The following is a 21,921-nucleotide window of genomic DNA, read 5'->3' on the forward strand; positions in this document are numbered from 1 at the left end:
TCCTCCCCCGACGCCGCATGCCGTTTCGGTAGCCGCCGTCCCCGACGTGCCGCAGCGCCTTTTATCGCTTCGGATCAAACCGAATTGTTCCTCATGTACTGTCCCAAGCCCTTGTACCCGCCCGTCATGACGGAGTTGCCGCGATGACCGCCGCAACGCCGCGCGATGTTCCGTGTGTTGCCGTCATTGGCGGCGGCCCGGCTGGCCTGATGGCAGCTGAGCGCCTGGCCGCGCAAGGCGTGCAGGTTGACGTGTTCGACGCCATGCCGTCGGTAGGCCGAAAATTCCTGATGGCGGGTCGGGGTGGGTTGAACCTGACGCACAGCGAGGCCGCGGCACCGTTCCTGGCACGCTACGGCGCGCGGGCCGCGCAGCTTGCCCCATGGTTGCAAGTGATGGACGCGACCGCGCTGCGGGAATGGGCGCATCAGTTGGGCATCGAGACATTTGTGGGATCGTCGGGCCGCGTCTTTCCGCAGGAAATGAAAGCCGCCCCCTTGTTGCGCGCCTGGCTCGCAAGATTGCGCGCCAGCGGCGTCCGGTTCCACATGCGGCACCGTTGGCTGGGGTGGCCGCAAGGCACGGCCGTGTCGGTAGCTGCGCTGCGCTTCGAGACGCCGGAAGGCGTGCACACGAAGACGGCGGATGCCGTGGTGCTGGCCTTGGGCGGCGGCAGTTGGGCCAAGCTGGGGTCCGATGGCGCGTGGGTCGCGGGGCTGCAGGCGCACGGTATTGACGTGGCGCCGCTACGGCCTGCCAATTGCGGATTTGATGTCGCGTGGTCGCGGCATTTTTCCGAGCGTTACGCGGGTCAGCCGGTCAAGTCCGTCGCCATGTCCTGTGCGGGCGAAACTGGCGACGCTCGAGCTCGCCAGGGCGAATTCGTTGTGTCGGAATCGGGTATCGAGGGTAGCCTGGTGTACGCCTTGTCCGCGTTGTTACGGGACCGGATTGACGCGGAAGGGCACGCGGTTGCGATGTTGGACCTGGCGCCAGACTGGACGCTGGACAAGGTTATCGCGGCGGTCACGCATCCGCGCGGCGCACGTTCCATGTCCAGCCATTTGCAGAGCCGAATGGGGCTGACGGGGGTCAAGGCGGGGCTGCTACGCGAATGCGCGCCCGCGGAAGACTTCAAGGATCTGGCGCGCCTGGCCTTGCGAATCAAGGCCTTGCCGTTGACGCTGCTGCGCGCGCGGCCGATGGACGAAGCCATCAGCACGGCGGGCGGTGTGTCGTTCAAGTCCGTCACGGACGGGCTGATGCTGCGATCAGCCCCCGGCGTATTCTGCGCCGGCGAGATGCTGGATTGGGAGGCGCCTACGGGCGGCTATTTGCTCACGGCCTGCATGGCCAGCGGTGTGGTGGCGGCTAAGGGCGTGCTGGACTATGTGGCCGGCCAGCGCCAAGGTCGGCCACGATAGTGACGCTCAGGATCCAGACGGGTAGGGTGCCATGCCCAGCGGCGGGCGCGGCGCAAGGTCGCCCACCACATGGCCCACCACGGGGGCGGCGCCAGCCTCTGGCTGAGTAATGATACCGATCACGCGGGTGATGGCGCTGGCGGGAATGCCAGTGCCGTTGGCAGGATCCTGTACCAGTTGCCAAATGGTGGCGTCGGCCGGGCCGGCGTCCGTTAAGGTGACGGAGGAAGAATCCAGGCAACCGCGGGCAAAGCAAGACCAGTCCGAGGCGCTGCAAGGCAAGCCGTGTGCCGTGGCCAAGCGAGCCAGGGCGAGAGGCGCATCCGCTTGGCCCGCGGCATGTTGGGCGGCCGCGCCCAGCGATACGTCCAGGGACAGCAAACGGAGAAACTCTACGACGTTGTCTGAATTCATTGTGGGTCTCCTAAGAGCTGGTCTGGTTCTTGATCGGCCTTCAGCCACGCTGCAGGATCGCGTCAGCCAGGGCTCTGGCCCAGCATCGACACTAGCGATTGCTTGAGGCGGGCGGAAAAGATGGGCACCGTATGGGACACCCCATTGCGGTCTACGCCCTCTTTCAATTCAACCGTCTGGCCCAGGAAAATCTCGGGGGCGGCATTGATCTCGTTATAGCGGGCAAGCAATTCGTCCACCTGCGCTTGGGCGTCAACCAGCGTGCTGCTGTCCGCAAGTCTGCCGGCGGCATGGGCTTGCAGGATTCGGTGCAGATCGTCGATAAACAATGCCAAAGCGGCCTGCCCACGGCACTGTGGCTGCTCCCAGCCCCAGCCCTCAACGGCGGCGCCAGCATGGTGTGATGCGGGTTTTCTGTTCATTTGCGAATCCTAATCCATTGGCGGCAATTACGCGACAGCCCGCGCGGGCTGGGGATGTCACGGTCGTGTAAAGACGGTTACGGGTTTGTGTTTCGGGGTGATGCGCGATCAGCATCCTTTGCGGTATGCTGGCTTCGGTTTCCACGCCCAGACAGGAGATGTTTATGAAAAACAAGGTTGTTTTCGTCATGCTGCTTTCGATCGCCGCGCTTTCGGCGGGCTGCAATACTGTTGCGGGCGCCGGCAAGGACATCCAACGCGGCGGTGAGAAGATCGAAGGCGCTGCGAAGTAAGGCGGCGGCACGCTGATCCGGTCAGCCCGCCTGAGGCCACGCATGAAATGCCCTGGCATTTCATGCGTGGCCTTTTTGCCGCCGCTGGCATAATCGCAGAAGTCTGAATTTCAATGCGGGAAGAATCATGCGCAAGTCAGTATGGGTGGGTGTAACGCTGCTGGGATTGTTGGCCGGCTGCGCGAGCACCGGGGTCTACGAATCCGAGACGGTGCAGAAAGAGACTTTCAGCGTCGATACCCACTATCAAGCCGCCTTCCGCCGTGGTGGTGAATACGTGCGCACCTGTCACGTGAACGTGAAGCATCCCTATGGCGTTGCTTACGCCTGGCGCCACACCTTGGGCGAGAAGGGCGCGCCTGATGAAATCAAGGTCTACAAGGTGGGCCAGCCCGCCACGGTGCTTGAATTGATTTCAGCCGAGCCCGATGGCCCGGCCAAGTCCAAGGTAACGGTGACGGTGCTGGGCGAGGGGCGCTGGGATAAGGCCGAGCTCGCTGCGGCGCGCGCCTCGATCCAAAGCGCAACTCCCACGTGCCGCGCTGGCAACGAAGGCTGATCGCATGGACCCCCGCGCCCAGCAGACCCGGTCGTCGGGGATGTCTTTTGCACCGCTGGTGGGCGGGTTCCGGTTGTTTGCCTGGCTGAATGGGGGCGCCGCGCTGATGCTGGTGGCCTTCTCGCTGGGCATTGTGGGTGGGGATATCGCCGCGCCCGACCTGCAATTGCCGCTAGCCATGTTTCTGGCCGGCTTGCTGTTGTCAGGCCTCGGCTTGCTGTTTGCCTATCTGGCGCAGGTCAGCTTGTTGCGGCAGGGCTACACGGGCCATATGACGCGCGGGCATTGGCCCGCCCAATTGCTGGCCATGATCTGTTATCTGTTAAGCGCCTTGGCGTTTTGCGCTGCATGTTGGTGCACGCTAGGGCAAGCGGTGCCCGAGGCGCAGCAAACCACCTCCTACGCCAGTCGTTAGCGTAAATACCACGGGTAAACCCGTGTACGCAAAAAAGTTGGACTTGAGATTGCGTTGGGAATAATATGCGCCGTGCGTATATAAATCCTCTTTCTCTGAGGCCTGTCATGACCATTTCCCAGCAAGCTTTCCTGCGCGACGCCATGCGCCGCCTGAACCTGACGCGCGACGTGTTCGCCACCCGGATCGGCGTGAAACGCAGGGCGTTGGACACCTGGTTGTTGCCCGAAGGCTCGCAGGAATTCCGCGCCATGCCGGAAGTCGTGCAGCGTTTCGTCAGCGAAATCGTGCAAAACGGTGTGTTGCTGGAAAAATATACGCAAAGCGTACAAGATGGCCCGCTGCGTGAACGTATTGCGGTGGAAGGCAAGAATCAACTGTTGTCGGTGGATCAGTTCACCCGCGAATCGGTCGAAGACCTGTTCCGCGTTGCCGACATGATGCAGCCTATCGCGCGCCGCCAGAAAGTGTCGCGGGTGCTGGAAGGCGCCGTGCTGGGTAACCTGTTCTTCGAAGCCAGCACTCGCACTCGGGTCAGCTTCGGTTCGGCGTTCTGCCGCCTGGGTGGTTCGGTGTGCGACACGACCGGCTTCACGTTTTCGTCCATGGCCAAGGGCGAATCCATCTACGACACCAGCCGCGTCATGAGCGGCTACGTGGACGCCATGGTGATTCGCCACCCCGAGCAGGGCTCGGTTGCGGAATTCGCGCGTGCCACGAATATCCCGGTGGTCAACGGCGGCGACGGCCCGGGTGAGCACCCCAGCCAGGCCTTGCTGGATCTGTACACGATCCTGACCGAGTTTTCGCGCTTGGGCAAATTGCTGGATGGTGCGCACATTGCCATGGTCGGCGACTTGAAATACGGCCGCACCGTGCACTCGCTGATCAAGCTGATGGCGCTGTACAAGAACGTGAAGTTCTCGCTTGTGTCGCCCAAGGGGCTGGAGATGCCCAGTTACATCATTGAGCAGGCAAGCCGCAACGGCAACATCATTGAACAGAAGACATCGCTGGCGGAAGGCCTGGCGGGCGCGGACGTGATCTACGCGACGCGCGTGCAGAAAGAGCGCTTCGCCAACGAAGAAAACGAAGGCTACACGCCCGACTTCCAGATCAACCGCGCCATCATCGACGCGTACTGCAGCCCCGAAACCATCGTGATGCACCCGCTGCCGCGCGACAGCCGCCCGGGCGCCAACGACCTGAGCGTGGACCTGAACCACGATCCGCGCCTGGCCATCTTCCGCCAGACCGATAACGGCATTCCGATTCGCATGGCGATCTTTGCCGTGCTGCTGGGCGTTGAAGGCCTGGTGCAGCATTCGCTGCGCGATGTGACCTGGCAACATCCGTCGCACGTGGGCCCCGATGACTCGGTGTTTCACGGCCTGGAATAGGCGGCGTTTTCCCCAAGCGCGTGGGCCCCGGTAGGGGCCCACATTCTTTTAGCGCATAATCCGCGCTGGTTTTTCCAGCGCGTGCCGTTCCGAGACACGCGCGGCGTCTTTGGGGCGGATGATCTTATGTCTTCAAACAAGAGCGCGTTGCCAGTGTGGGCAAGCCGCGCCGACCAAGCGTGCTACCTCAGCGCATCAAACGCGCAGGCCTGGGAAGCGGTCTATCAATCAGTGGATGCCTATACGCGCGGCCAGGTGGCAGCCGTGGTGGGTGATAGCGCCAAGGAGCTGGTGGATGCCTTCTATTCCACCTTGCTGGCGGACGCTGAAGCCGGGCCGCGACTGTCGCATGAGATCGTGTCGACGCGACTGCACAAGGGCATGAAACACTGGCTGCTGGGTTTGCTTTGCGTGCGTGATCAGGGCGACATCGTGGCCTTGATGGCCACGCAGAAAAAGGTGGGCGAAGTGCACGCTCGCGTCCATATCCCGATTCATCTGGTGATGGCGGGGGCGCGCGTCCTGAAGAATGAAATTGCCGAACGCCTGCGCGCAAGCGATCTGGATGGCACGTCCGCATCCATCGCCACGCAGTACGTCTGTAATCTCTTTGATCTGGCCATCGAGCAGATGAGCCGCGCCTTCATGCGCGACATCAATCGCGGCGCGCGCAACGACGAGGCTTACCGCTTGTTCGCGCTGGGGCAGAACATTTCGACCGAACGTGAACGCCAGCGCGCCGCGCTGCTGGAATGGAGTCAGGCGGTCTTGATTGGGCTGCATTACCGCGCACCCGAACAGGCCTTGCCCAGGCTGGCGGCATCGGAGTTCGGCTTGTGGCTGCAGCACAAGGGCGGCGTGCTGTTCGAGAGCGCGCCCGCGTTGGGCCAGATTACCGAGGCCGTCATGCGGCTGGATGACGTGGTGTTGCCGCGGCTGATGATGGACGATCGCGAACGCCAGCTTTCCATGCCTGACCAGGTGCGCGAACTGCAGGAACTGGTGGCGCGCATCAAGCATCTGCTCAATGGCCTGTTCGACATGGTGGCTGAGATAGAAAGCGGCAGCGACCCGCTGACCAATGTGCTGAACCGGCGGTTTCTACCCTCGGTGATCGGACGCGAGATCTCCATATCCAGCCGGCAGGGCAGCCGCTTTTCGGTGCTGTTGCTGGATATCGATCATTTCAAGGCCATCAACGACGCGCATGGGCATTCGGGGGGTGACCATGTGTTGCGTCAGTTTGCCGAAGTGGTGCACCAATCGTGTCGGTCCAGCGACTTCGTGTTCCGCTATGGCGGCGAAGAGTTTCTGGTGGTGCTGGTGGATACGAGCGAAGAGGCCGCGCTGGCCGCCGCCCAGAAATTGGGCGCCGAGATCCGCCGCCATGATTTCACGATTCCGGAGGTTGGCGCCCTGCGCATCACGGCCAGCATCGGCGTGGCCACCTTTGATGGCCATCCCGACTATGCCTATCTGATCGACCGCGCCGACAAGGCTCTGTACCAAGCCAAACTAGCCGGCCGCGACCGCAGCGTGCTCGCCTGACAGGCAGCACGCCCGAAGGAGCGTAGGATGGGTGAAGCGCGCGACACCCACTGCAAGAATGCCAACGCTCCAACGCGCGCAACCCGTCAATCAACCGCCCCCATCAAATCTTCTTCTCGCCCCCCAGCGCGTCCACCAACTCGGCCATCATCTTGGCCAGTTCGCCCGTCATCAGCATCATGTCGGAATCGAACTTTTCATCGTCGTTGGCGGCTACGCCTTCGTTGCCTTCCTTCAGCACGTCCAGCGGCGATACGCGCTTGACGTCCAGGCCTTCGGTCAGCACGAACGAAATGCGGTCAGCCCACGTCATGGCCAGGCGGGTGCATTGCTTGCCCGACTGGATGTGGCGGCGTACGTCGTCGGCGTCGATGGAGTGTTTCACGTAGCGGATGGCCGCGCCGCTTTCGCCCGACGAACGCAGTTCGGTGTCTTGGTCGATGCTGAAGTTCGACGGCGCTTCGTCTTCGGCCAGCCAGCCCGTCATGGCGGAGGCGGGCGACTGCGCCACGTACAGGTTTTCAAGCGGGAACGGGTCTACGCACTTGGCCAGCAGGCCGATGACTTCGTCCGCCTTCGCCGACGCCGCGGCGTCGATCACCAGCCAGTGGTTTTGCGGGTCGATCCAGACGCGCGTGTCGCGGTAGACGCTGAAGGCGCGCGGCAGCAGTTCGTCGGTAACGCGTTCCTTGATTTCCTTCATCTGCTTGCGGCCCGGCTTGTAGCCTTGCTGCTCTTCGATTTCCTGGGCACGCGCCTTGGCGACCTGGTTCACGACGGTGCCCGGCAGCAGCTTCTTTTCGGCGCGCAGGCTAAGCAGGATCTGGCCATTCACCACATGGGCCAGGCCGCCGTTTTCGCGCGGCGGCACCCAGCCCAGGCTTTGCATTTCAAGGTTGTTGCCCGCTTGGTAGGCGTGGCGCGCAAGCGTTTCTTCAAGCTGGTCGCCAACGAGAGTCCACGGCGAGGAAAGGCGGTAAATCTTGAGGTTTTTGAACCACATGAGCGTCGGCCAAAAGGGTTGATTCTATACGACGCGGACGGTTTGCCGAAGCGGTGCAATACGCTTGCGACAGGCGACACGTTCTGTCACTGACAGGGGGCGGCCCATGCGTTAACTTCCGCGCACCGACTTAGAACCGGAGAGGAAAAACATGAAAATCATTGGCGCCATCCTGATCGTCCTGGGCATTGCCGCTTTGGCCTACAAAGGCTTTAACTACAAGTCCGAAGAGACCGTTTTACAGATAGGTTCGGTCAAGGCCACGGCCGAAACCGAGAAGTCGGTGCCGATCCCGACCTGGGCCGGCATCGCCGCCATTGTGGCGGGCGTGCTGGTCATCGGCGTGGGCATGCGTCGTTAAGCGCAAAAAAAAAGCGGCCCGGCTCAATAAAGGCCGGGCCGGTACGGGAGCACACAATACCGCGTCATAAAAGGCTCGCGGGGAACGCGGTATCGGTGTCAGAACACTAGCCCTGCAATCGTCTGACAGGGGGATCAATCGTCAGTCGATCTACCGCAAGGCCGTAATCTGAAGCGCCAGTCTAAGCGTGAGGGTCTGACATCGTCCTGAAAGCGGCCGCGCCCGCCGGCTCAGGGCAAAAAAAAAGCTCCATAAGGAGCTTTCAAGGCCGGGCAGGCGCAGCAGTCCCGCCCGGCGGGGGATGGTCGTTTATGCGTTGATGTCGTTGTCCTTGGATTCGCGCACGAACAGCGTGCCGATGACCAGGGTCATGACTGCAATGATGATCGGATACCACAGGCCGTCGTAGATGTTGCCCGTGGCGGCCACTACCGCGAAGGCGACCGGAGGCAGGAAGCCGCCGAACCAGCCGTTGCCGATGTGGTACGGCAAGCTCATCGAGGTGTAGCGGATGCGGGTCGGGAACATTTCAACCAGCATGGCCGCGATCGGGCCGTAGACCATGGTCACGTACAGCACCAGGATCGTCAGCAGCACCACCACCATGACGTAGTTGATTTGCGCCGGATCCGCCTTGGCCGGGTAGCCGTGGCCGCGGATTGCCGTGGTCAGCGCCTTGTCCAGTTCCGCCGCCCGGGCCTTGAAGTCGGCGGGAGCCATGGCCTTGCCGTCGAACGATTGGAACTCGTCGTTGCCGATCTTGACCTTGGCCACCGAACCAGCCGGCGCGGCTTCGTTCTGGTAGTTCACGGAGTTGCGGGCCATGAACGACTTCACGATGTCGCAAGAGCTGGTGAACGCCGAGGTACCCACCGGATTGAACTGGAACGAGCAGGTGCTGGGGTCGGCAATCACCGTGACCGGGGCCGTGGCCTGGGCCTTCTCCAGCGCCGGGTTGGCGAAGTGCGTAAGGCCTTGGAAGATCGGGAAGTACGTCGCCGCGGCGATCAGGCAGCCCGCCATGATGATGGGCTTGCGGCCGATCTTGTCGGACAGCCCGCCGAAAATCACGAAGAACGGTGTGCCGATCAAGAGCGCGATGGCGATCATGATGTTGGCCGTGTTGGCGTCGACCTTCAGCGTTTGCGTCAGGAAGAACAGGGCGTAGAACTGGCCCGTGTACCAGACCACGGCCTGGCCGGCGGTCAGGCCCAGCAGCGCCAGGATCACGACCTTCAGGTTCTTCCATTGACCGAACGATTCAGCGATCGGCGCCTTCGAGCCCTTGCCTTCTTCCTTCATGCGCTTGAAGGTGGGCGATTCGCTCAGTTGCAGACGGATCCACACCGAGATGCCCAGCAGCACCACCGAGATCAGGAACGGAATGCGCCAGCCCCAGGCTTTGAAGTCGTCTTCGCCCATGACCGTGCGGATGCCCAGGATGACCAGCAGCGACAGGAACAGGCCCAGCGTAGCGGTCGTCTGAATCCACGATGTGTAGAAGCCGCGGCGGCCGTGCGGGGCGTGTTCGGCAACGTAGGTTGCCGCGCCGCCGTACTCGCCACCCAGCGCCAGGCCTTGCAGCAGGCGCAGCACGATCAGGATGGCCGGAGCGGCCAGGCCGATGCTGGAGTAGCTGGGCAGCACGCCCACCAGGAACGTGGACAAGCCCATGATCACGATCGTGACCAGGAAGGTGTACTTACGTCCGACCAGGTCGCCTAGCCGACCGAACACCAGTGCGCCGAATGGGCGCACGGCAAAACCGGCGGCGAACGCCAGCAGGGCGAAGATGAAGCCCGCGGTGGGATTCACGCCCGAGAAAAAGTGCAATGCGATGATGGCCGCGAGCGAGCCGTAGAGATAGAAGTCGTACCACTCGAAAACCGTGCCCAAGGATGACGCGAAGATGACGCGGCGTTCTTCCTTGGTCATCGGGCGCGGTTCCGCGGAAGGGCCGCGGCCTGCCATGGTTGTTGTGCTCATGATGTCTCCTCGTTTTATGGCCGGCGGTTTTCCGCCGTGCTTAGCTCTTTGCCGACGCACCGACACCGAGCCTTACGCAACATTGAGGCGCAACCCTGACGAGGTTCTGACGTAACCCTTACTCGAATCTTAAAATTGAAACTAATAGTAACTGTTGCGTGCGCGGCTAGGGATAGTCCCTATCGGGCTGAAGTGCGTAGCAGACCTAGCTTTCGTACGAATCCGGCGCGTCCATGTAAAGCGGGAACACCACGCTGATGCGTGTGCCCGGCAGGTCCGAGTGCGGGTTGGGGTGGTCGTTGATGAGCACGCTGGCCCCGTGCTTTTGCGCAATCTCGCGCACGATCGCCAGCCCCAGGCCGCTACCGTCGGATGCCGTACCCAGCACACGGTAGAAGCGGTCGAATACGCGTTCCCGTTCGTCTGGCGGGATGCCCGGGCCTGAATCCTCCACTTCCAGCAGCGCCTGGTCGCCATGGCGCATCACACGCACGGTGATGTGGCCGCCGAGCGGTGTGTAGCGCAGCGCGTTGTCCACCAGATTGTTCAGCAGCTCGGCAAGCAGCAGGGGGTTGCCGTTGATGTTGACGGGTTCGTCGGATCCTTCAAACCCCAGGTCGGTACTCAGCGACAGCGCCTGCGGCACCCAGTGCATGGCCTGCTCGTAGGCAATGGCGTTGAGGTCCGTGCGCGTCAGCCCGATCGCGCTGGGGTTTTCAGCGCGGGCCAGCAGCAGCAACTGGTTGACCAGTCGGGTAGCGCGTTCGGATCCCGTCACCAACTGCCGCAGGCTCGACTGCATTTCTTCGGGGCTGGCGTCGCGCAAGGCCAGTTCGGCCTGCGTGCGCAGGCCGGCAAGCGGTGTCTTCAACTGGTGCGCGGCGTCCGCCACGAAACGGCGTTGGGCCTGGACGTTGGCCGACAGCCGGTCCAGCAGGTCATTCATGGCGGCCACCAACGGCGCGATTTCGGACGGCGCCGCCCGCTCGTCAATGGGCGACAGGTCGTCGGGCCGGCGCGCGCGCAACCGTTGCTGCAGCGCGTTCAGTGGAGCCACCCCACGCGACAGGCCAAACCAAACCAGCAGCACCGCGATCGGCAGCACCACGAACTGCGGAATGATCACGCCCTTGATGATGTCGTTGGCCAACTGCGTGCGCTTTTCCACGGTCTCGGCCACGAGCAGCAGCGCGGGCTGCGTGTTGGCCAGGTTCAGGTCCACCCACGTGAACGCCAGGCGGATGCCGAAGCCACGCAAGGTGTCGTCTTCGTACTGGACTTCGCCCGGGCGCGGTTGGCCCACGGTGGCCGGCAGCGGCAGGGCGCGGTCGCCCCCCAGGTATTCACCGCGGCTACCCAGCACCAGCCAGAATACGCTGTCGGTTTCGTCCGCGCGCAACACGTCACGCGCGGCGTCCGTCATCTTGAGCACCGCGCGGCCGTCCTGCGCATGGACCTGCCGGGTCAAGACATGCAGATTATTGGCCAAGGCGCGGTCATACGGCACGTTGGCGATATTCTGGGCAACCACATAAGTGATGGCGACGCTCATGGGCCACAGCAGGAACAGCGGCGCCAGCATCCAGTCCAGGATTTCGCCCAGCAGCGAGCGCTGCGGAGGTGCAAAGCTTGGGCCCTTGGACCCCGCTTGCATGATATCCAGCGCTTCCTGATTCAGTGGCTCTGGCCGGGCATCAACTGGCGAGGTACGCGGCACCCTGGTCCCGCTCCAGACAATAGCCCAGGCCGCGCACCGTCACGATCTTTACGCCGCTGGGCTCCAGCTTCTTGCGCAGGCGGTGCACGTAGACTTCGATGGCGTTGGTGCTGACTTCCTCGCCCCATTCGCACAGGTGGTCCACCAACTGCGTCTTGCTGACCATGCGACCGCTGCGCGTCAGCAGGATTTCCAGCAGGCTGACTTCGCGCGCGGACAGGTCCAGCGTCTGATCGTCGACGATGGCCACGCGACCGGTCTGGTCAAAAAGCAGCCGGCCGTGCTTGAGCATCGTGGCGCCGCCGCCCGCGCCGCGCCGGGTCAAGGCGCGCACCCGTGCCTCGAGTTCGGACAGGGCGAAGGGCTTGGCCATGTAGTCGTCCGCGCCCAGGTCCAGGCCCTTCACGCGCTGCTCGATGCTGTCGGCCGCCGTGAGGATCAGGACGGGCAGGGCAGAGTTGCGGGCGCGCAGGCGGCGCAGTACTTCCAGACCGGCCAACTGAGGCAAGCCCAAGTCAAGGATAAGCAGATCGAACGCTTGAGCGGCCAGCGCCGAATCGGCGGCAAGCCCGTCGCGCACGGCGTCAACGGCGTAGCCGTTGTGGCGCAGTGACCGGGATAGGCCATCGGCCAGAATGCTGTCGTCTTCGGCGATCAGGATACGCATGAGGCTGCAATGGGAAGCGGCAAGGGAAGCGGCAAGGGAAGCGGCAAGAGGGATCGCTGCAAAATGCAGAGGGGAACGCCGGGGTCGGCTTCGATTCTGTCATACGGGACTGGAGTTGCCCACTCAGGGAATACGTGAAAACTCTGGCACACTGGTTTTTTGTACAGTACAATCCGATGCAATAATCTGAACCTGATTCGAAACAGCACGCTGCGGTTCAAGTTTCAGGCTCTTGACGCCGCAACCACCAGATACGTTACAGACAGGACTCTACATGGACGACAAAACCACCAAGGCCGCCGCTTCGGAAAAGGCCAAGGCGCTTGCCGCCGCGCTTTCCCAGATCGAAAAGCAGTTCGGCAAGGGCTCGATCATGCGCTACGGCGATAACGAGGTCTCGCACGACATCCAGGTGGTTTCCACGGGCTCGTTGGGTCTGGATATCGCGCTGGGCGTTGGCGGCTTGCCGCGCGGCCGCGTGATTGAAATCTACGGCCCGGAATCGTCCGGTAAAACGACGCTGACCCTGCAAGTCATTGCCGAAATGCAGAAAATCGGCGGCACCTGCGCCTTTGTCGACGCCGAACACGCGCTTGACGTCCAATACGCCAACAAGCTGGGCGTGAACCTGACCGATCTGCTGATCTCGCAGCCGGACACGGGCGAACAGGCACTGGAAATCACCGACGCGCTGGTGCGCTCGGGTTCGGTTGACCTGATCGTCATCGACTCGGTGGCGGCGCTGGTGCCCAAGGCTGAAATCGAAGGCGAAATGGGCGATTCCCTGCCGGGCCTGCAAGCCCGTCTGATGAGCCAGGCGCTGCGCAAACTGACGGCCACGATCAAGCGCACCAACTGCATGGTCATCTTCATCAACCAGATCCGCATGAAGATCGGCGTCATGTTCGGCAATCCCGAAACCACCACCGGCGGTAACGCGCTGAAGTTCTACGCCTCGGTGCGTCTGGACATCCGCCGCATTGGCTCCATCAAGAAGGGTGACGAGGTCGTCGGCAACGAAACCCGCGTCAAGGTCGTGAAGAACAAGGTTGCGCCGCCGTTCAAGCAGGCCGAATTCGACATCATGTATGGCGCCGGCATTTCGCGTGAAGGCGAAATCATTGATTTGGGCGTGGCTGCCAGCGTGGTCGACAAATCCGGCGCCTGGTACAGCTACAACGGCAACCGCATCGGCCAGGGCAAGGACAATGTCCGCGAATACCTGAAAGAGCACCGCGACATGGCCATCGAAATCGAAAACCGGGTTCGCGAGAACCAGGGCATCGTCAGCCGTGCCGCCGAGTTCGTGCCCACGGCGGAAGACACCGCCGAATAAGCCAGCCTTCGTCCGCCAGCCAGGTTGTGCTGGCGGCTTTGGCAGCTTGGCAGCTTTGGCAGATTTTGTGCCGGCTAGCTAGCCGGCTACACGGCAGGCGCCATGATGGGCCTGCCGTTTTGCATAGCAGGAAGCGCATGAGCTGGAAACCGACCCCCGCGTCAGCCGACCGCCTTCGCGCCAAGTTGGATGACGAATTTGAAACCGTCGCCAAGCCGGAAGGTTTGCGGCGCAGCTCGGACGCGCGCCGCGAACGAGAGGCGGCGCCTCCCTCGGTCGAGCCAGACACCTGGCAGCGCAGTTCCGAACAGCGGGGCAACGCGCGTGGCGGATCGCGTATGGGCTCCGCATCTGGTCGTGCATCTGGGCGAGCCGCGGATCGTGCCTCTGGCAGTGCCTCCGGCGCGGAAGACGAAGCCGCCGCCCCTGAAGGCGACAAGCCAGCCCGCAAAGGGCCATCGCTGAAGATGCGCGCCGTGGGCTTTCTGTCGCGGCGCGAGCACGCGCGCGAGGAATTGGCGCGCAAGTTGGCTGCCTACGCCGAAGACGCCGATGAAATTGAAGGCGTGCTGGATGCGCTGGAAAAAGAGGGTTGGCTGTCTACCGAACGGTTTGCGCAAAGTCTGGTGCATCGCCGCGCATCGCGCCAGGGCGCGGCGCGCATCGTGCAGGAATTGCGCCAGCATGGCGTGGACGACACGCAAGTCGCTGAACTACGAGAACAATTGCGCGCCACGGAATACGACCGCGCGCTGGAAGTATGGAAAAAGCGCTTCGACGCCAAGCCGGAAGACCGCGCCATATACGCCAAGCAGGCGCGGTTTCTGGCCAGCCGGGGGTTCGCGCAAGACGTGATCCGGCGCATTTTGGGCGAAGGCGAGGATGATTGATCGACTGCGCAATTGATCGACTGATCGGATCCTCCCGACCCCTGGCATAACCCGCCGCCCACCCAGGCGGCTTTTTTACGCCTTTGCCGACTTGATGCCCGACAGCGTCTTGAAGCAGACGTCTCGCGTGATGGTCAGGAATTCATCAATGTAGGAGGCGTCCGTGTCTTCGCTGCGCACGGTGGCGTACAGCGTGCGCCAGACGCCCTGCGGCCCTAGTCGGCACAGCCGCAACCACCCCTGATTCATGTATTCGGTCAGCGCCCAATTCGGTAGCGCCGCCACGCCACGGTTGCTGGCCACCAGTTGCGCAATGATGGGCGTCAATTCGGCCTTGCGGACGGCGGCCGGCTCAACGTCGGCGGGGTCCAGAAAGGCGGTGAATACGTCCAGCCGCTGCTTGTCCACTGGATAGGTGATGAGCGTCTGATCCGCCAACTGCTCGGGCGTGATGAATTTGTTGGCGGCCAAGGGGTTCGATTCCGACACGGCCAGCACCAGTTCGTACTTGAACAGCGGCAGGTACTCCACCGAGTCCAAAGGCTGCGGGTCGGATGTGATGACCAGATCCAGGTCGCCGCGCACCAAGGCGGGCAGGGGCGCGAACGAGAATGCCGCCGACAGATCCAGCGCCACGTCGGGCCACTGCATCCGAAAGGCATCCAGCGCCGGCATCAGCCACTGAAAGCAGGAATGGCAGTCGATGGCCAGATGCAGCCGGCCGCTGCGGCCGGCCGCCAACCGTTGCAGATCGCGTTCGGTGGCGCGGATGCGGGGCAACACTTCATCGGCCAGCGCCAGTACGCGTAAGCCCGCCGTCGTCAGCCGGGCGGGGCGGGTGCGGCGGTTCAGCAGGGGCGTGCCCAGCCGCGTTTCCAGGTCACGCAACTGATGCGACAAGGCGGACTGGGTCAGGTGCAGCCGTTCGGCGGCTTCCTGCAGGCTGCCGCCGTCACGGATGGCGGTCAGCGTTTCAAGATGGCGGATTTCTAGCATGAGGCCCCAGCATGGCGGATACGAACGCGCATTATATGAAAATTATTCATCTTATGAATGTAGAGATTGATTTTGATTCATTTAACTTTGACTGCACAATAGCCGTCACTTGAACAAATTTTGTCTAACGGCGGTGTTCTCATGACTACTATTCATAATTTGGGGTTCCCCCGTATCGGTGCGCAGCGCGAATTGAAGCGTGCTGTCGAGGCTTATTGGGCGGGCAAGCAAACTGCCGAAGCGCTGGAAGAATCGGGCCGCGAACTGCGCGCCAAGCACTGGAAGCTGCAGGCGGCGGCCGGCCTGCAATTCGTGCCCGTGGGCGACTTCGCCTGGTATGACCAAATTCTGGAATGGAGCACGTTGCTGGGCGCCGTGCCCGCCCGCTTCGGCCAGAAAGACAACGAGCCAGTGACGCTGGACACGCTGTTCCGCATGGGGCGTGGCCGCGCGCCGTCGGGCAAGCCCGCCGCCGCTTGCGAAATGACCAAATGGTTCGATACCAACTACCACTACATCGTGCCGGAGCTGGTGCCGGGCCAGACCTTTCGTATTGCCCGCGAGTCCCTGTTCGAGCAGATCCAGGAAGCCCAGGCGCTGGGCCACGCTGTGAAGCCGGTGATCCCGGGTCCGCTGACCTGGCTGTATCTAGGCAAGGGCGACGCCTTTGCGGGTGGCCCGGCCGACGAAGGCAAGCTGCAACTGCTGGCCGCGTTGCTGCCGGTGTACCAAGAAGTGTTTGCCCGCTTTGCCAAGCAAGGCGTGCAATGGGTGCAGATTGATGAGCCGATCCTGGTGCTGGACCTGCCGCAAGCGTGGCGTGATGCATTCAAACAGGTGTATGACACGCTGGCTGCAAGCCCGGTCAAGCTGCTGGTCGCCACGTACTTCGACGGTTTGAAGGACAACCTGGCTACCGCGCAGGCGCTGTCCGTGGCCGGCCTGCATGTGGATCTGGTGCGCGCGCCGGAACAACTGGCCGATGTCGTGGCCGGCCTGCGAGCCGACCAGGTGCTGTCCGCGGGCGTCATCAACGGCCGCAATATCTGGCGCACCGATCTGGACGCGGCCATCTCGGCGCTGGTGCCCGTCAAGCAGCAATTGGGCGACCGCCTGTGGCTGGCCCCGTCGTGCTCGCTGTTGCACGTGCCGGTGGACCTGACCAACGAGACGGAACTGGACGCCGAGATCAAGAGCTGGCTGTCGTTTGCCGCGCAAAAGCTGCAAGAACTGAGCCTGTTGGGTCGCGCACTGGAAAACGCGACGGATGCGTCCGTGCAAGACGGCCTGATCAAGCAACGCGCCGCCCTGGCTGCCCGCCGCTCGTCGCCCCGCATCCATAACCCGGCGGTGGGCCAACGGATGGCCAGTGCCGCCGCCGTGTCGCGCGACCGCGCGCCGTTTGCCGGCCGCATCGCCCGCCAGCAAGAACACTTGGGCTTGCCCGCCTACCCGACGACCACGATCGGTTCCTTCCCGCAAACCGCCGAAATCCGCGCGCTGCGCCGTGATTGGAAGGCGGGCGCGTTGACGGATTCCGGCTACGAAGCCGCCATCCGCAAGGAAATCGAGGAAGTCATCCGAGTCCAGGAAAAGGTCGGCCTGGACGTCCTGGTGCACGGTGAGCCCGAACGCAACGACATGGTGGAATACTTTGGCGAACTGCTGGCCGGTTTTGCCTTCACCAAGAACGGCTGGGTGCAAAGCTACGGCTCGCGCTGCGTCAAGCCGCCGATCATTTTTGGCGACGTGGCGCGCCCCGCGCCGATGACGGTGGGCTGGTCGTCGTATGCGCAATCGCTGACCGACAAGCCCGTCAAGGGCATGTTGACGGGTCCGGTCACCATCCTGCAATGGTCGTTTGTGCGTGACGATCAGCCGCGCGAGCAGACCTGCCGTCAACTGGCGCTGGCCCTGCGCGACGAAGTCGTGGACCTGGAAGCGGCTGGCATCAGCGTCATCCAGATCGATGAGCCGGCCATCCGCGAAGGCCTGCCGCTGCGCCGCGCCGATTGGAAGGCCTATCTGGACTGGGCGGTGGATTGCTTCCGCCTGTCGACGGCCGGCGTGCGCGACGAAACCCAGATTCACACGCACATGTGCTATTCGGAGTTCAACGACATCATTGAATCCATCGCAGCCATGGACGCGGACGTGATCACCATCGAAACGTCGCGCTCCAATATGGAATTGCTGAAGGCGTTTGAAGATTTCGACTATCCCAATGACATCGGTCCGGGCGTGTACGACATCCACTCGCCGAACGTGCCGGAGGTGGACTGGATGGTGGGCCTGATGGAAAAGGCGGCCGCCCGCCTGCCCAAGGAACGCCTGTGGGTGAACCCGGACTGCGGCCTGAAGACCCGCGCCTGGCCGGAAACCGAAGCCGCGCTGCTCGGCATGGTGCAAGCCGCTCGCGCACTGCGCCAGTCCGCCTGACGCCGCTGCGCTCAGGTCCGTCTGTGTAAACCCCAAAACCCCATGGAAGGCGCCCGGCAGCGCCTTCCATGGGTTTTTTTCGTGCCCGCCGCCCCGGGGGCAGGGCAAAAGCCGGTGGTGGGCGTAGGCCCGGGCCGCAAACCCGGCATTTGATCCAAGGCCGGCTGCGCTATACTTTCAAGGTTTTGTTGCCGCGCACCATGCGCAGGCCATCTTCGCCCCGCAGGCCCCCAGCATGCCCTTGCCACCGCCGGATTACCCTCGCCAACCGCTGCACACGCGTTCCATACGTGTGCAGTCGTATGCGCGCGAGGACGGTAATTGGGACCTGGAAGCCGAACTGATCGACGTCAAGGCGTACGATTTCCCCAAGAGCGACGGCAAGATGTTCAAGGCCGGGCAGCCCATCCACCATATGCATCTGCGCATCACCATCGACGAGGAATACTCGATCCTGGACGCGCGGGCTGTCTATGATGCGGCTCCTTATGGCGGTCATTGCATGGCCATCGAGCCGGCTTACACTGATTTGATCGGCATGAATCTGCTCAAGGGATTCCGCCGCCAGGTCAAGGAGCGGTTCGGGCATGTAGAGGGCTGTACGCACATGACCGAGCTGTCGCAGGTGCTTCCCACCGCGGCGGTCCAGACCATGGCCAACCGCCGGCGGCAGGATCCCAACCCGAACCGGCGTCCTTTCCAATTGGACGGCTGTCATGCGTTGAGCACTGACGGTCCGGTGGTGGCTGAGCACTATCCCAAGTGGTACACGGGGGCAGCGCTGAGGCATCGGCCGATTCGTCCTCCGATTCACCTTCTCTTTCTCATACGTCCTGACAGGTAACACATGAAAATCCACGAGTATCAAGGCAAGGAACTGCTGAAGCAATTTGGCATCCCGGTGCCGCGCGGGATCCCCGCTCTTTCCGTCGACGAGGCCGTGGCTGCCGCTGAAAAGCTGGGTGGACCGGTGTGGGTCGTCAAGGCACAAATTCACGCGGGCGGCCGCGGCAAGGGCGGTGGCGTCAAGCTGGCGCGCTCGCTGGACGACGTGCGCAAGCTGGCCTCGGAAATCCTGGGCATGCAGCTGATCACGCACCAGACCGGCCCGGAAGGCCAGAAGGTTCGTCGCCTGTACATCGAAGACGGCGCCGACATCCAGAAGGAATACTACGTGTCGCTGGTCACTGACCGCGCCACGCAGAAGGTTGCCTTCATTGCCTCCAGCGAAGGCGGCATGGACATCGAGGAAGTGGCTCACTCCACGCCCGAGAAGATCATCACCGAATACATCGACCCGCTGACCGGCTTGTCCGCCGAGCAAGCCACCAAGATCGCCAACGCGATCGGCCTGCCCGCCGACTCCACCGCCCAAGCCGTGGACGTGTTCCAGAAGCTGTATCAGTGCTACATGGACACCGACGCGTCGCTGGTTGAAATCAACCCGCTGAACCGCGACAGCAAGGGCAACATCATCGCCCTGGACGCCAAGTTCAACTTCGACTCCAACGCCCTGTTCCGCCATCCGGAAATCGTCGCCTACCGCGACCTGGACGAAGAAGATCCCGCGGAAATCGAAGCCAGCAAGTTCGACCTGGCCTACATCCAGCTCGACGGCAACATCGGCTGCCTGGTGAACGGCGCCGGTCTGGCCATGGCCACGATGGACACCATCAAGCTGTTCGGCGGCGAGCCGGCCAACTTCCTGGACGTCGGCGGCGGCGCAACGGCCGAGAAGGTCACCGAAGCGTTCAAGATCATGCTCGCGAACAAGAGCGTGAAGGCCATTCTGGTCAACATCTTTGGCGGCATCATGCGCTGCGACGTCATCGCCGAAGGCGTGATCGCGGCTTGCAAGGCCGTCAACCTGAACGTGCCGCTGGTCGTGCGCATGAAGGGTACCAACGAAGAACTCGGCAAGAAGATGCTGGCCGACTCCGGTCTGCCGATCATCAGCGCCGACACGATGGCCGAAGCGGCCACCCGCGTCGTAGCCGCCGTCAAGTAAATATGCCCCCTCGCCGCGCCCCTTCGTGGCTAGCTGCCCCCCAAGGGGGCGCTTTCCACCTAGGGTCGGCCCGGCGGTAAAAGAAATTGCCAAGGATTCACAAATGTCGATTCTGATCAACAAGGACACCAAAGTCATCACCCAGGGCATCACGGGCAAGACGGGCCAGTTCCACACCCGTATGTGCCGTGAGTATGCCAATGGCAAAGCCGCCTTCGTGGCCGGCGTGAACCCCAAGAAAGCGGGTGAAGACTTTGAAGGCGTGCCGATCTTCGCTTCGGTGAAGGAAGCCAAGGCCGACACCGGCGCAACCGTGTCCGTCATCTACGTGCCGCCCGCCGGCGCCGCCGCCGCCATCTGGGAAGCTGTCGAAGCCGAACTGGATCTGGTGATCTGCATCACCGAAGGCATCCCCGTTCGCGACATGCTGGACGTCAAGAACCGCATGAAGGCCAAGGGCAGCAAGACGCTGCTGCTGGGCCCGAACTGCCCCGGCCTGATCACGCCGGACGAAATCAAGATCGGCATCATGCCCGGTCACATCCACCGCAAGGGCCGCATCGGCATCGTCAGCCGTTCGGGCACCCTGACGTACGAAGCCGTGGCGCAAGTCACCGAACTGGGCCTGGGTCAATCCAGCGCCGTCGGTATCGGTGGCGACCCCATCAACGGCCTGAAGCACGTCGACGTTCTGAAGATGTTCAATGACGATCCCGACACCGACGCCGTCATCATGATTGGCGAAATCGGCGGCCCCGACGAAGTCAACGCCGCCGAATGGGCGAAGGACAACATGAAGAAGCCGGTCGTCGGCTTCATCGCTGGTGTCACCGCTCCTCCTGGAAAGCGCATGGGCCACGCTGGCGCCCTGATCTCCGGTGGCGCCGACACGGCCGACGCCAAGCTGGAAGTCATGGAAGCTTGCGGCATCCGCACCACGCGCAACCCCTCCGAAATGGGCAAGCTGCTCAAGTCGGTGCTGTAAGTCTTTCAGCATTGCGTTCGAAAAGCCCGCTTCGGCGGGCTTTTTTTCGTGCATCCGCCGTGCGGGGGAGGGCGAAAATTTTCTGTGCTTTCCTAGGGTAATCCCGCGTTCCAAAACGCAGTCGTGCAACCATTCGGCAAGCTGAACGAAACTATAATGAAAGAAATTTCGCTCGTACCCAGCAAGAATGCCGTCGCGCTCGCACGAAGACGGCCAGTACGGCTCTTGTATTGTTCATCCATTAATTTGGTTCGTCCTAGGGGGATCAACACCTAGGAAAGAGAGGCATGGAACTCAGTTCAGCGGCATTCTGGATAGCGCTGCTCCAGATCATTTGGGTCAATATTCTGCTATCGGGCGACAACGCCGTGGTCATTGCGCTGGCGGCGCGTTCGCTGCCTCCGGCGCAGCAAAAGAAAGCGATCACGATCGGCTCGGCCGCCGCGATCATCATGCGTATCGTGCTGACCTTGGTAGCCGCCAAGTTGTTGCTGTTGCCGTACTTGAAGCTGATCGGCGCGTTGCTCCTGGTCTACATCGGCGTGACGCTGCTGTTGCCGGAAGGCGAAGAAGATGGCGCGGGCAAGACGCAAGGTAATCTGCTGACCGCGATTCGCACTATCATGATCGCCGACTTGGTCATGAGCCTGGACAACGTGGTGGCCGTCGCCGCCGCGGCAATGGGCGATACGACTTTGCTGGTGTTGGGCCTGGCCATCAGCATCCCCTTGGTCATCTTTGGCAGCACGCTGCTTTTGAAGGTCATCGAGCGCTTCCCCGTCATCGTCTGGGTGGGTGCGGCGTTGCTGGGCTTTATCGCTGGCGAATTGCTGGTCGGAGACCCCGCCTTGCAGGAGCCGGTGGCCCGTATTGACGCGGCCTTGGGCATTACCCATCACAGCTTCGCGCTGATGACGGGCGCACTGGGCGCGGTGCTGGTGTTGGCGATTGGTAAAGTTTTACTGATGCGCCAGAAAGCTGAATGAAAGCTGAATTACAATAATCAGTTGTTTTGAATGATCCTGCCGTGCCGCGCGCGGCGCGGCGGGATGGCCGGC

At 62.5% G+C, this 21,921-nt stretch carries 20 protein-coding genes and 1 pseudogene; 14 read left to right on the top strand and 7 right to left on the bottom strand.

Annotation, left to right across the window (positions count from 1 at the left end):
- Positions 1-143 precede the first annotated feature (143 nt).
- Positions 144-1,424 (top strand): TIGR03862 family flavoprotein, encoded by a 1,281-nt coding sequence (locus ELS24_RS08460; RefSeq protein WP_127183845.1) that lies wholly within the window; start codon positions 144-146, stop codon positions 1,422-1,424.
- Positions 1,425-1,430: 6 nt separating this feature from the next.
- Here the strand turns inward: ELS24_RS08460 and ELS24_RS08465 are convergent, their stop codons facing one another.
- Positions 1,431-1,838, bottom strand: coding sequence for a hypothetical protein (locus tag ELS24_RS08465; RefSeq protein WP_050446032.1), 408 nt, complete (start codon positions 1,836-1,838; stop codon positions 1,431-1,433).
- 62 nt (positions 1,839-1,900) lie between these two features.
- Positions 1,901-2,260 carry a hypothetical protein gene (locus ELS24_RS08470; protein ID WP_050446031.1) on the bottom strand — a complete coding sequence of 120 codons (360 nt, stop codon included), beginning with the start codon at positions 2,258-2,260 and terminating at the stop codon, positions 1,901-1,903.
- 164 nt (positions 2,261-2,424) lie between these two features.
- Between ELS24_RS08470 and ELS24_RS08475 the strand changes: the two genes are divergently transcribed.
- From ELS24_RS08475 to ELS24_RS08495, 5 genes are all read left to right on the top strand, one after another.
- On the top strand, positions 2,425-2,553 hold the full coding sequence (locus tag ELS24_RS08475) for an entericidin A/B family lipoprotein (protein WP_050446030.1): 129 nt from the start codon (positions 2,425-2,427) through the stop codon (positions 2,551-2,553).
- Between the two features lie 127 nt (positions 2,554-2,680).
- Positions 2,681-3,112, top strand: a complete 432-nt coding sequence (locus ELS24_RS08480; protein WP_050446029.1) for a BPTD_2524 family lipoprotein — start codon at positions 2,681-2,683, stop codon at positions 3,110-3,112.
- A gap of 4 nt (positions 3,113-3,116) precedes the next feature.
- Positions 3,117-3,527 (top strand): hypothetical protein, encoded by a 411-nt coding sequence (locus tag ELS24_RS08485; protein ID WP_127183846.1) that lies wholly within the window; start codon positions 3,117-3,119, stop codon positions 3,525-3,527.
- 107 nt (positions 3,528-3,634) lie between these two features.
- Entirely contained in the window at positions 3,635-4,927 is a 1,293-nt protein-coding gene (locus ELS24_RS08490) for an aspartate carbamoyltransferase (RefSeq protein ID WP_046802818.1), read from the top strand.
- 126 nt (positions 4,928-5,053) lie between these two features.
- On the top strand, positions 5,054-6,475 hold the full coding sequence (locus tag ELS24_RS08495) for a diguanylate cyclase (protein ID WP_127183847.1): 1,422 nt from the start codon (positions 5,054-5,056) through the stop codon (positions 6,473-6,475).
- A 103-nt stretch (positions 6,476-6,578) separates the two neighbouring features.
- On the opposite strand, the gene ELS24_RS08500 is transcribed toward ELS24_RS08495, so the two are convergent.
- A complete protein-coding gene (locus tag ELS24_RS08500; RefSeq protein WP_050446026.1) occupies positions 6,579-7,478 on the bottom strand; it encodes a recombination-associated protein RdgC in 900 nt (299 codons plus the stop codon).
- Between the two features lie 151 nt (positions 7,479-7,629).
- Here ELS24_RS08500 and ELS24_RS08505 point away from each other — a divergent pair, with 151 nt between their 5' ends.
- Entirely contained in the window at positions 7,630-7,839 is a 210-nt protein-coding gene (locus ELS24_RS08505) for a hypothetical protein (RefSeq protein WP_050446025.1), read from the top strand.
- Between the two features lie 309 nt (positions 7,840-8,148).
- On the opposite strand, the gene ELS24_RS08510 is transcribed toward ELS24_RS08505, so the two are convergent.
- The 3 genes from ELS24_RS08510 to ELS24_RS08520 all read right to left on the bottom strand — a co-directional run bounded on the left by ELS24_RS08510 (position 8,149) and on the right by ELS24_RS08520 (position 12,209).
- Positions 8,149-9,810 (bottom strand): MFS transporter, encoded by a 1,662-nt coding sequence (locus ELS24_RS08510; protein WP_050446024.1) that lies wholly within the window; start codon positions 9,808-9,810, stop codon positions 8,149-8,151.
- 220 nt (positions 9,811-10,030) lie between these two features.
- A complete protein-coding gene (locus tag ELS24_RS08515; protein WP_127186278.1) occupies positions 10,031-11,407 on the bottom strand; it encodes a sensor histidine kinase in 1,377 nt (458 codons plus the stop codon).
- Between the two features lie 112 nt (positions 11,408-11,519).
- Positions 11,520-12,209, bottom strand: coding sequence for a response regulator transcription factor (locus tag ELS24_RS08520; protein WP_006218337.1), 690 nt, complete (start codon positions 12,207-12,209; stop codon positions 11,520-11,522).
- A 274-nt stretch (positions 12,210-12,483) separates the two neighbouring features.
- Between ELS24_RS08520 and recA the strand changes: the two genes are divergently transcribed.
- Together recA and recX are read left to right on the top strand one after the other, a co-directional pair.
- Entirely contained in the window at positions 12,484-13,545 is a 1,062-nt protein-coding gene (recA, locus tag ELS24_RS08525; RefSeq protein ID WP_050446021.1) for a recombinase RecA, read from the top strand.
- 137 nt (positions 13,546-13,682) lie between these two features.
- Entirely contained in the window at positions 13,683-14,435 is a 753-nt protein-coding gene (gene recX / locus ELS24_RS08530; RefSeq protein ID WP_240669469.1) for a recombination regulator RecX, read from the top strand.
- A gap of 75 nt (positions 14,436-14,510) precedes the next feature.
- Here recX and ELS24_RS08535 read toward each other — a convergent pair whose 3' ends face one another.
- Positions 14,511-15,431: a LysR family transcriptional regulator gene (locus ELS24_RS08535; protein ID WP_050446019.1), complete on the bottom strand. Its 921-nt coding sequence runs from the start codon at positions 15,429-15,431 to the stop codon at positions 14,511-14,513.
- A gap of 141 nt (positions 15,432-15,572) precedes the next feature.
- On the opposite strand from ELS24_RS08535, the gene metE reads away from it, so the two are divergent.
- The 5 genes and pseudogenes from metE to ELS24_RS08560 all read left to right on the top strand — a co-directional run bounded on the left by metE (position 15,573) and on the right by ELS24_RS08560 (position 21,849).
- On the top strand, positions 15,573-17,870 hold the full coding sequence (gene metE, locus ELS24_RS08540; protein ID WP_127183849.1) for a 5-methyltetrahydropteroyltriglutamate--homocysteine S-methyltransferase: 2,298 nt from the start codon (positions 15,573-15,575) through the stop codon (positions 17,868-17,870).
- Positions 17,871-18,105: 235 nt separating this feature from the next.
- Positions 18,106-18,707: pseudogene (locus tag ELS24_RS08545) on the top strand (DUF2889 domain-containing protein).
- Between the two features lie 10 nt (positions 18,708-18,717).
- Positions 18,718-19,878, top strand: coding sequence for an ADP-forming succinate--CoA ligase subunit beta (gene sucC, locus ELS24_RS08550; RefSeq protein ID WP_050446016.1), 1,161 nt, complete (start codon positions 18,718-18,720; stop codon positions 19,876-19,878).
- Between the two features lie 103 nt (positions 19,879-19,981).
- Positions 19,982-20,863: a succinate--CoA ligase subunit alpha gene (gene sucD, locus ELS24_RS08555; protein WP_050446014.1), complete on the top strand. Its 882-nt coding sequence runs from the start codon at positions 19,982-19,984 to the stop codon at positions 20,861-20,863.
- 287 nt (positions 20,864-21,150) lie between these two features.
- Positions 21,151-21,849, top strand: a complete 699-nt coding sequence (locus tag ELS24_RS08560) for a TerC family protein (RefSeq protein ID WP_050446013.1) — start codon at positions 21,151-21,153, stop codon at positions 21,847-21,849.
- Positions 21,850-21,921: the final 72 nt, after the last annotated feature.

Source organism: Achromobacter spanius, from assembly GCF_003994415.1.
GTDB lineage: Bacteria > Pseudomonadota > Gammaproteobacteria > Burkholderiales > Burkholderiaceae_B > Achromobacter > Achromobacter spanius_C.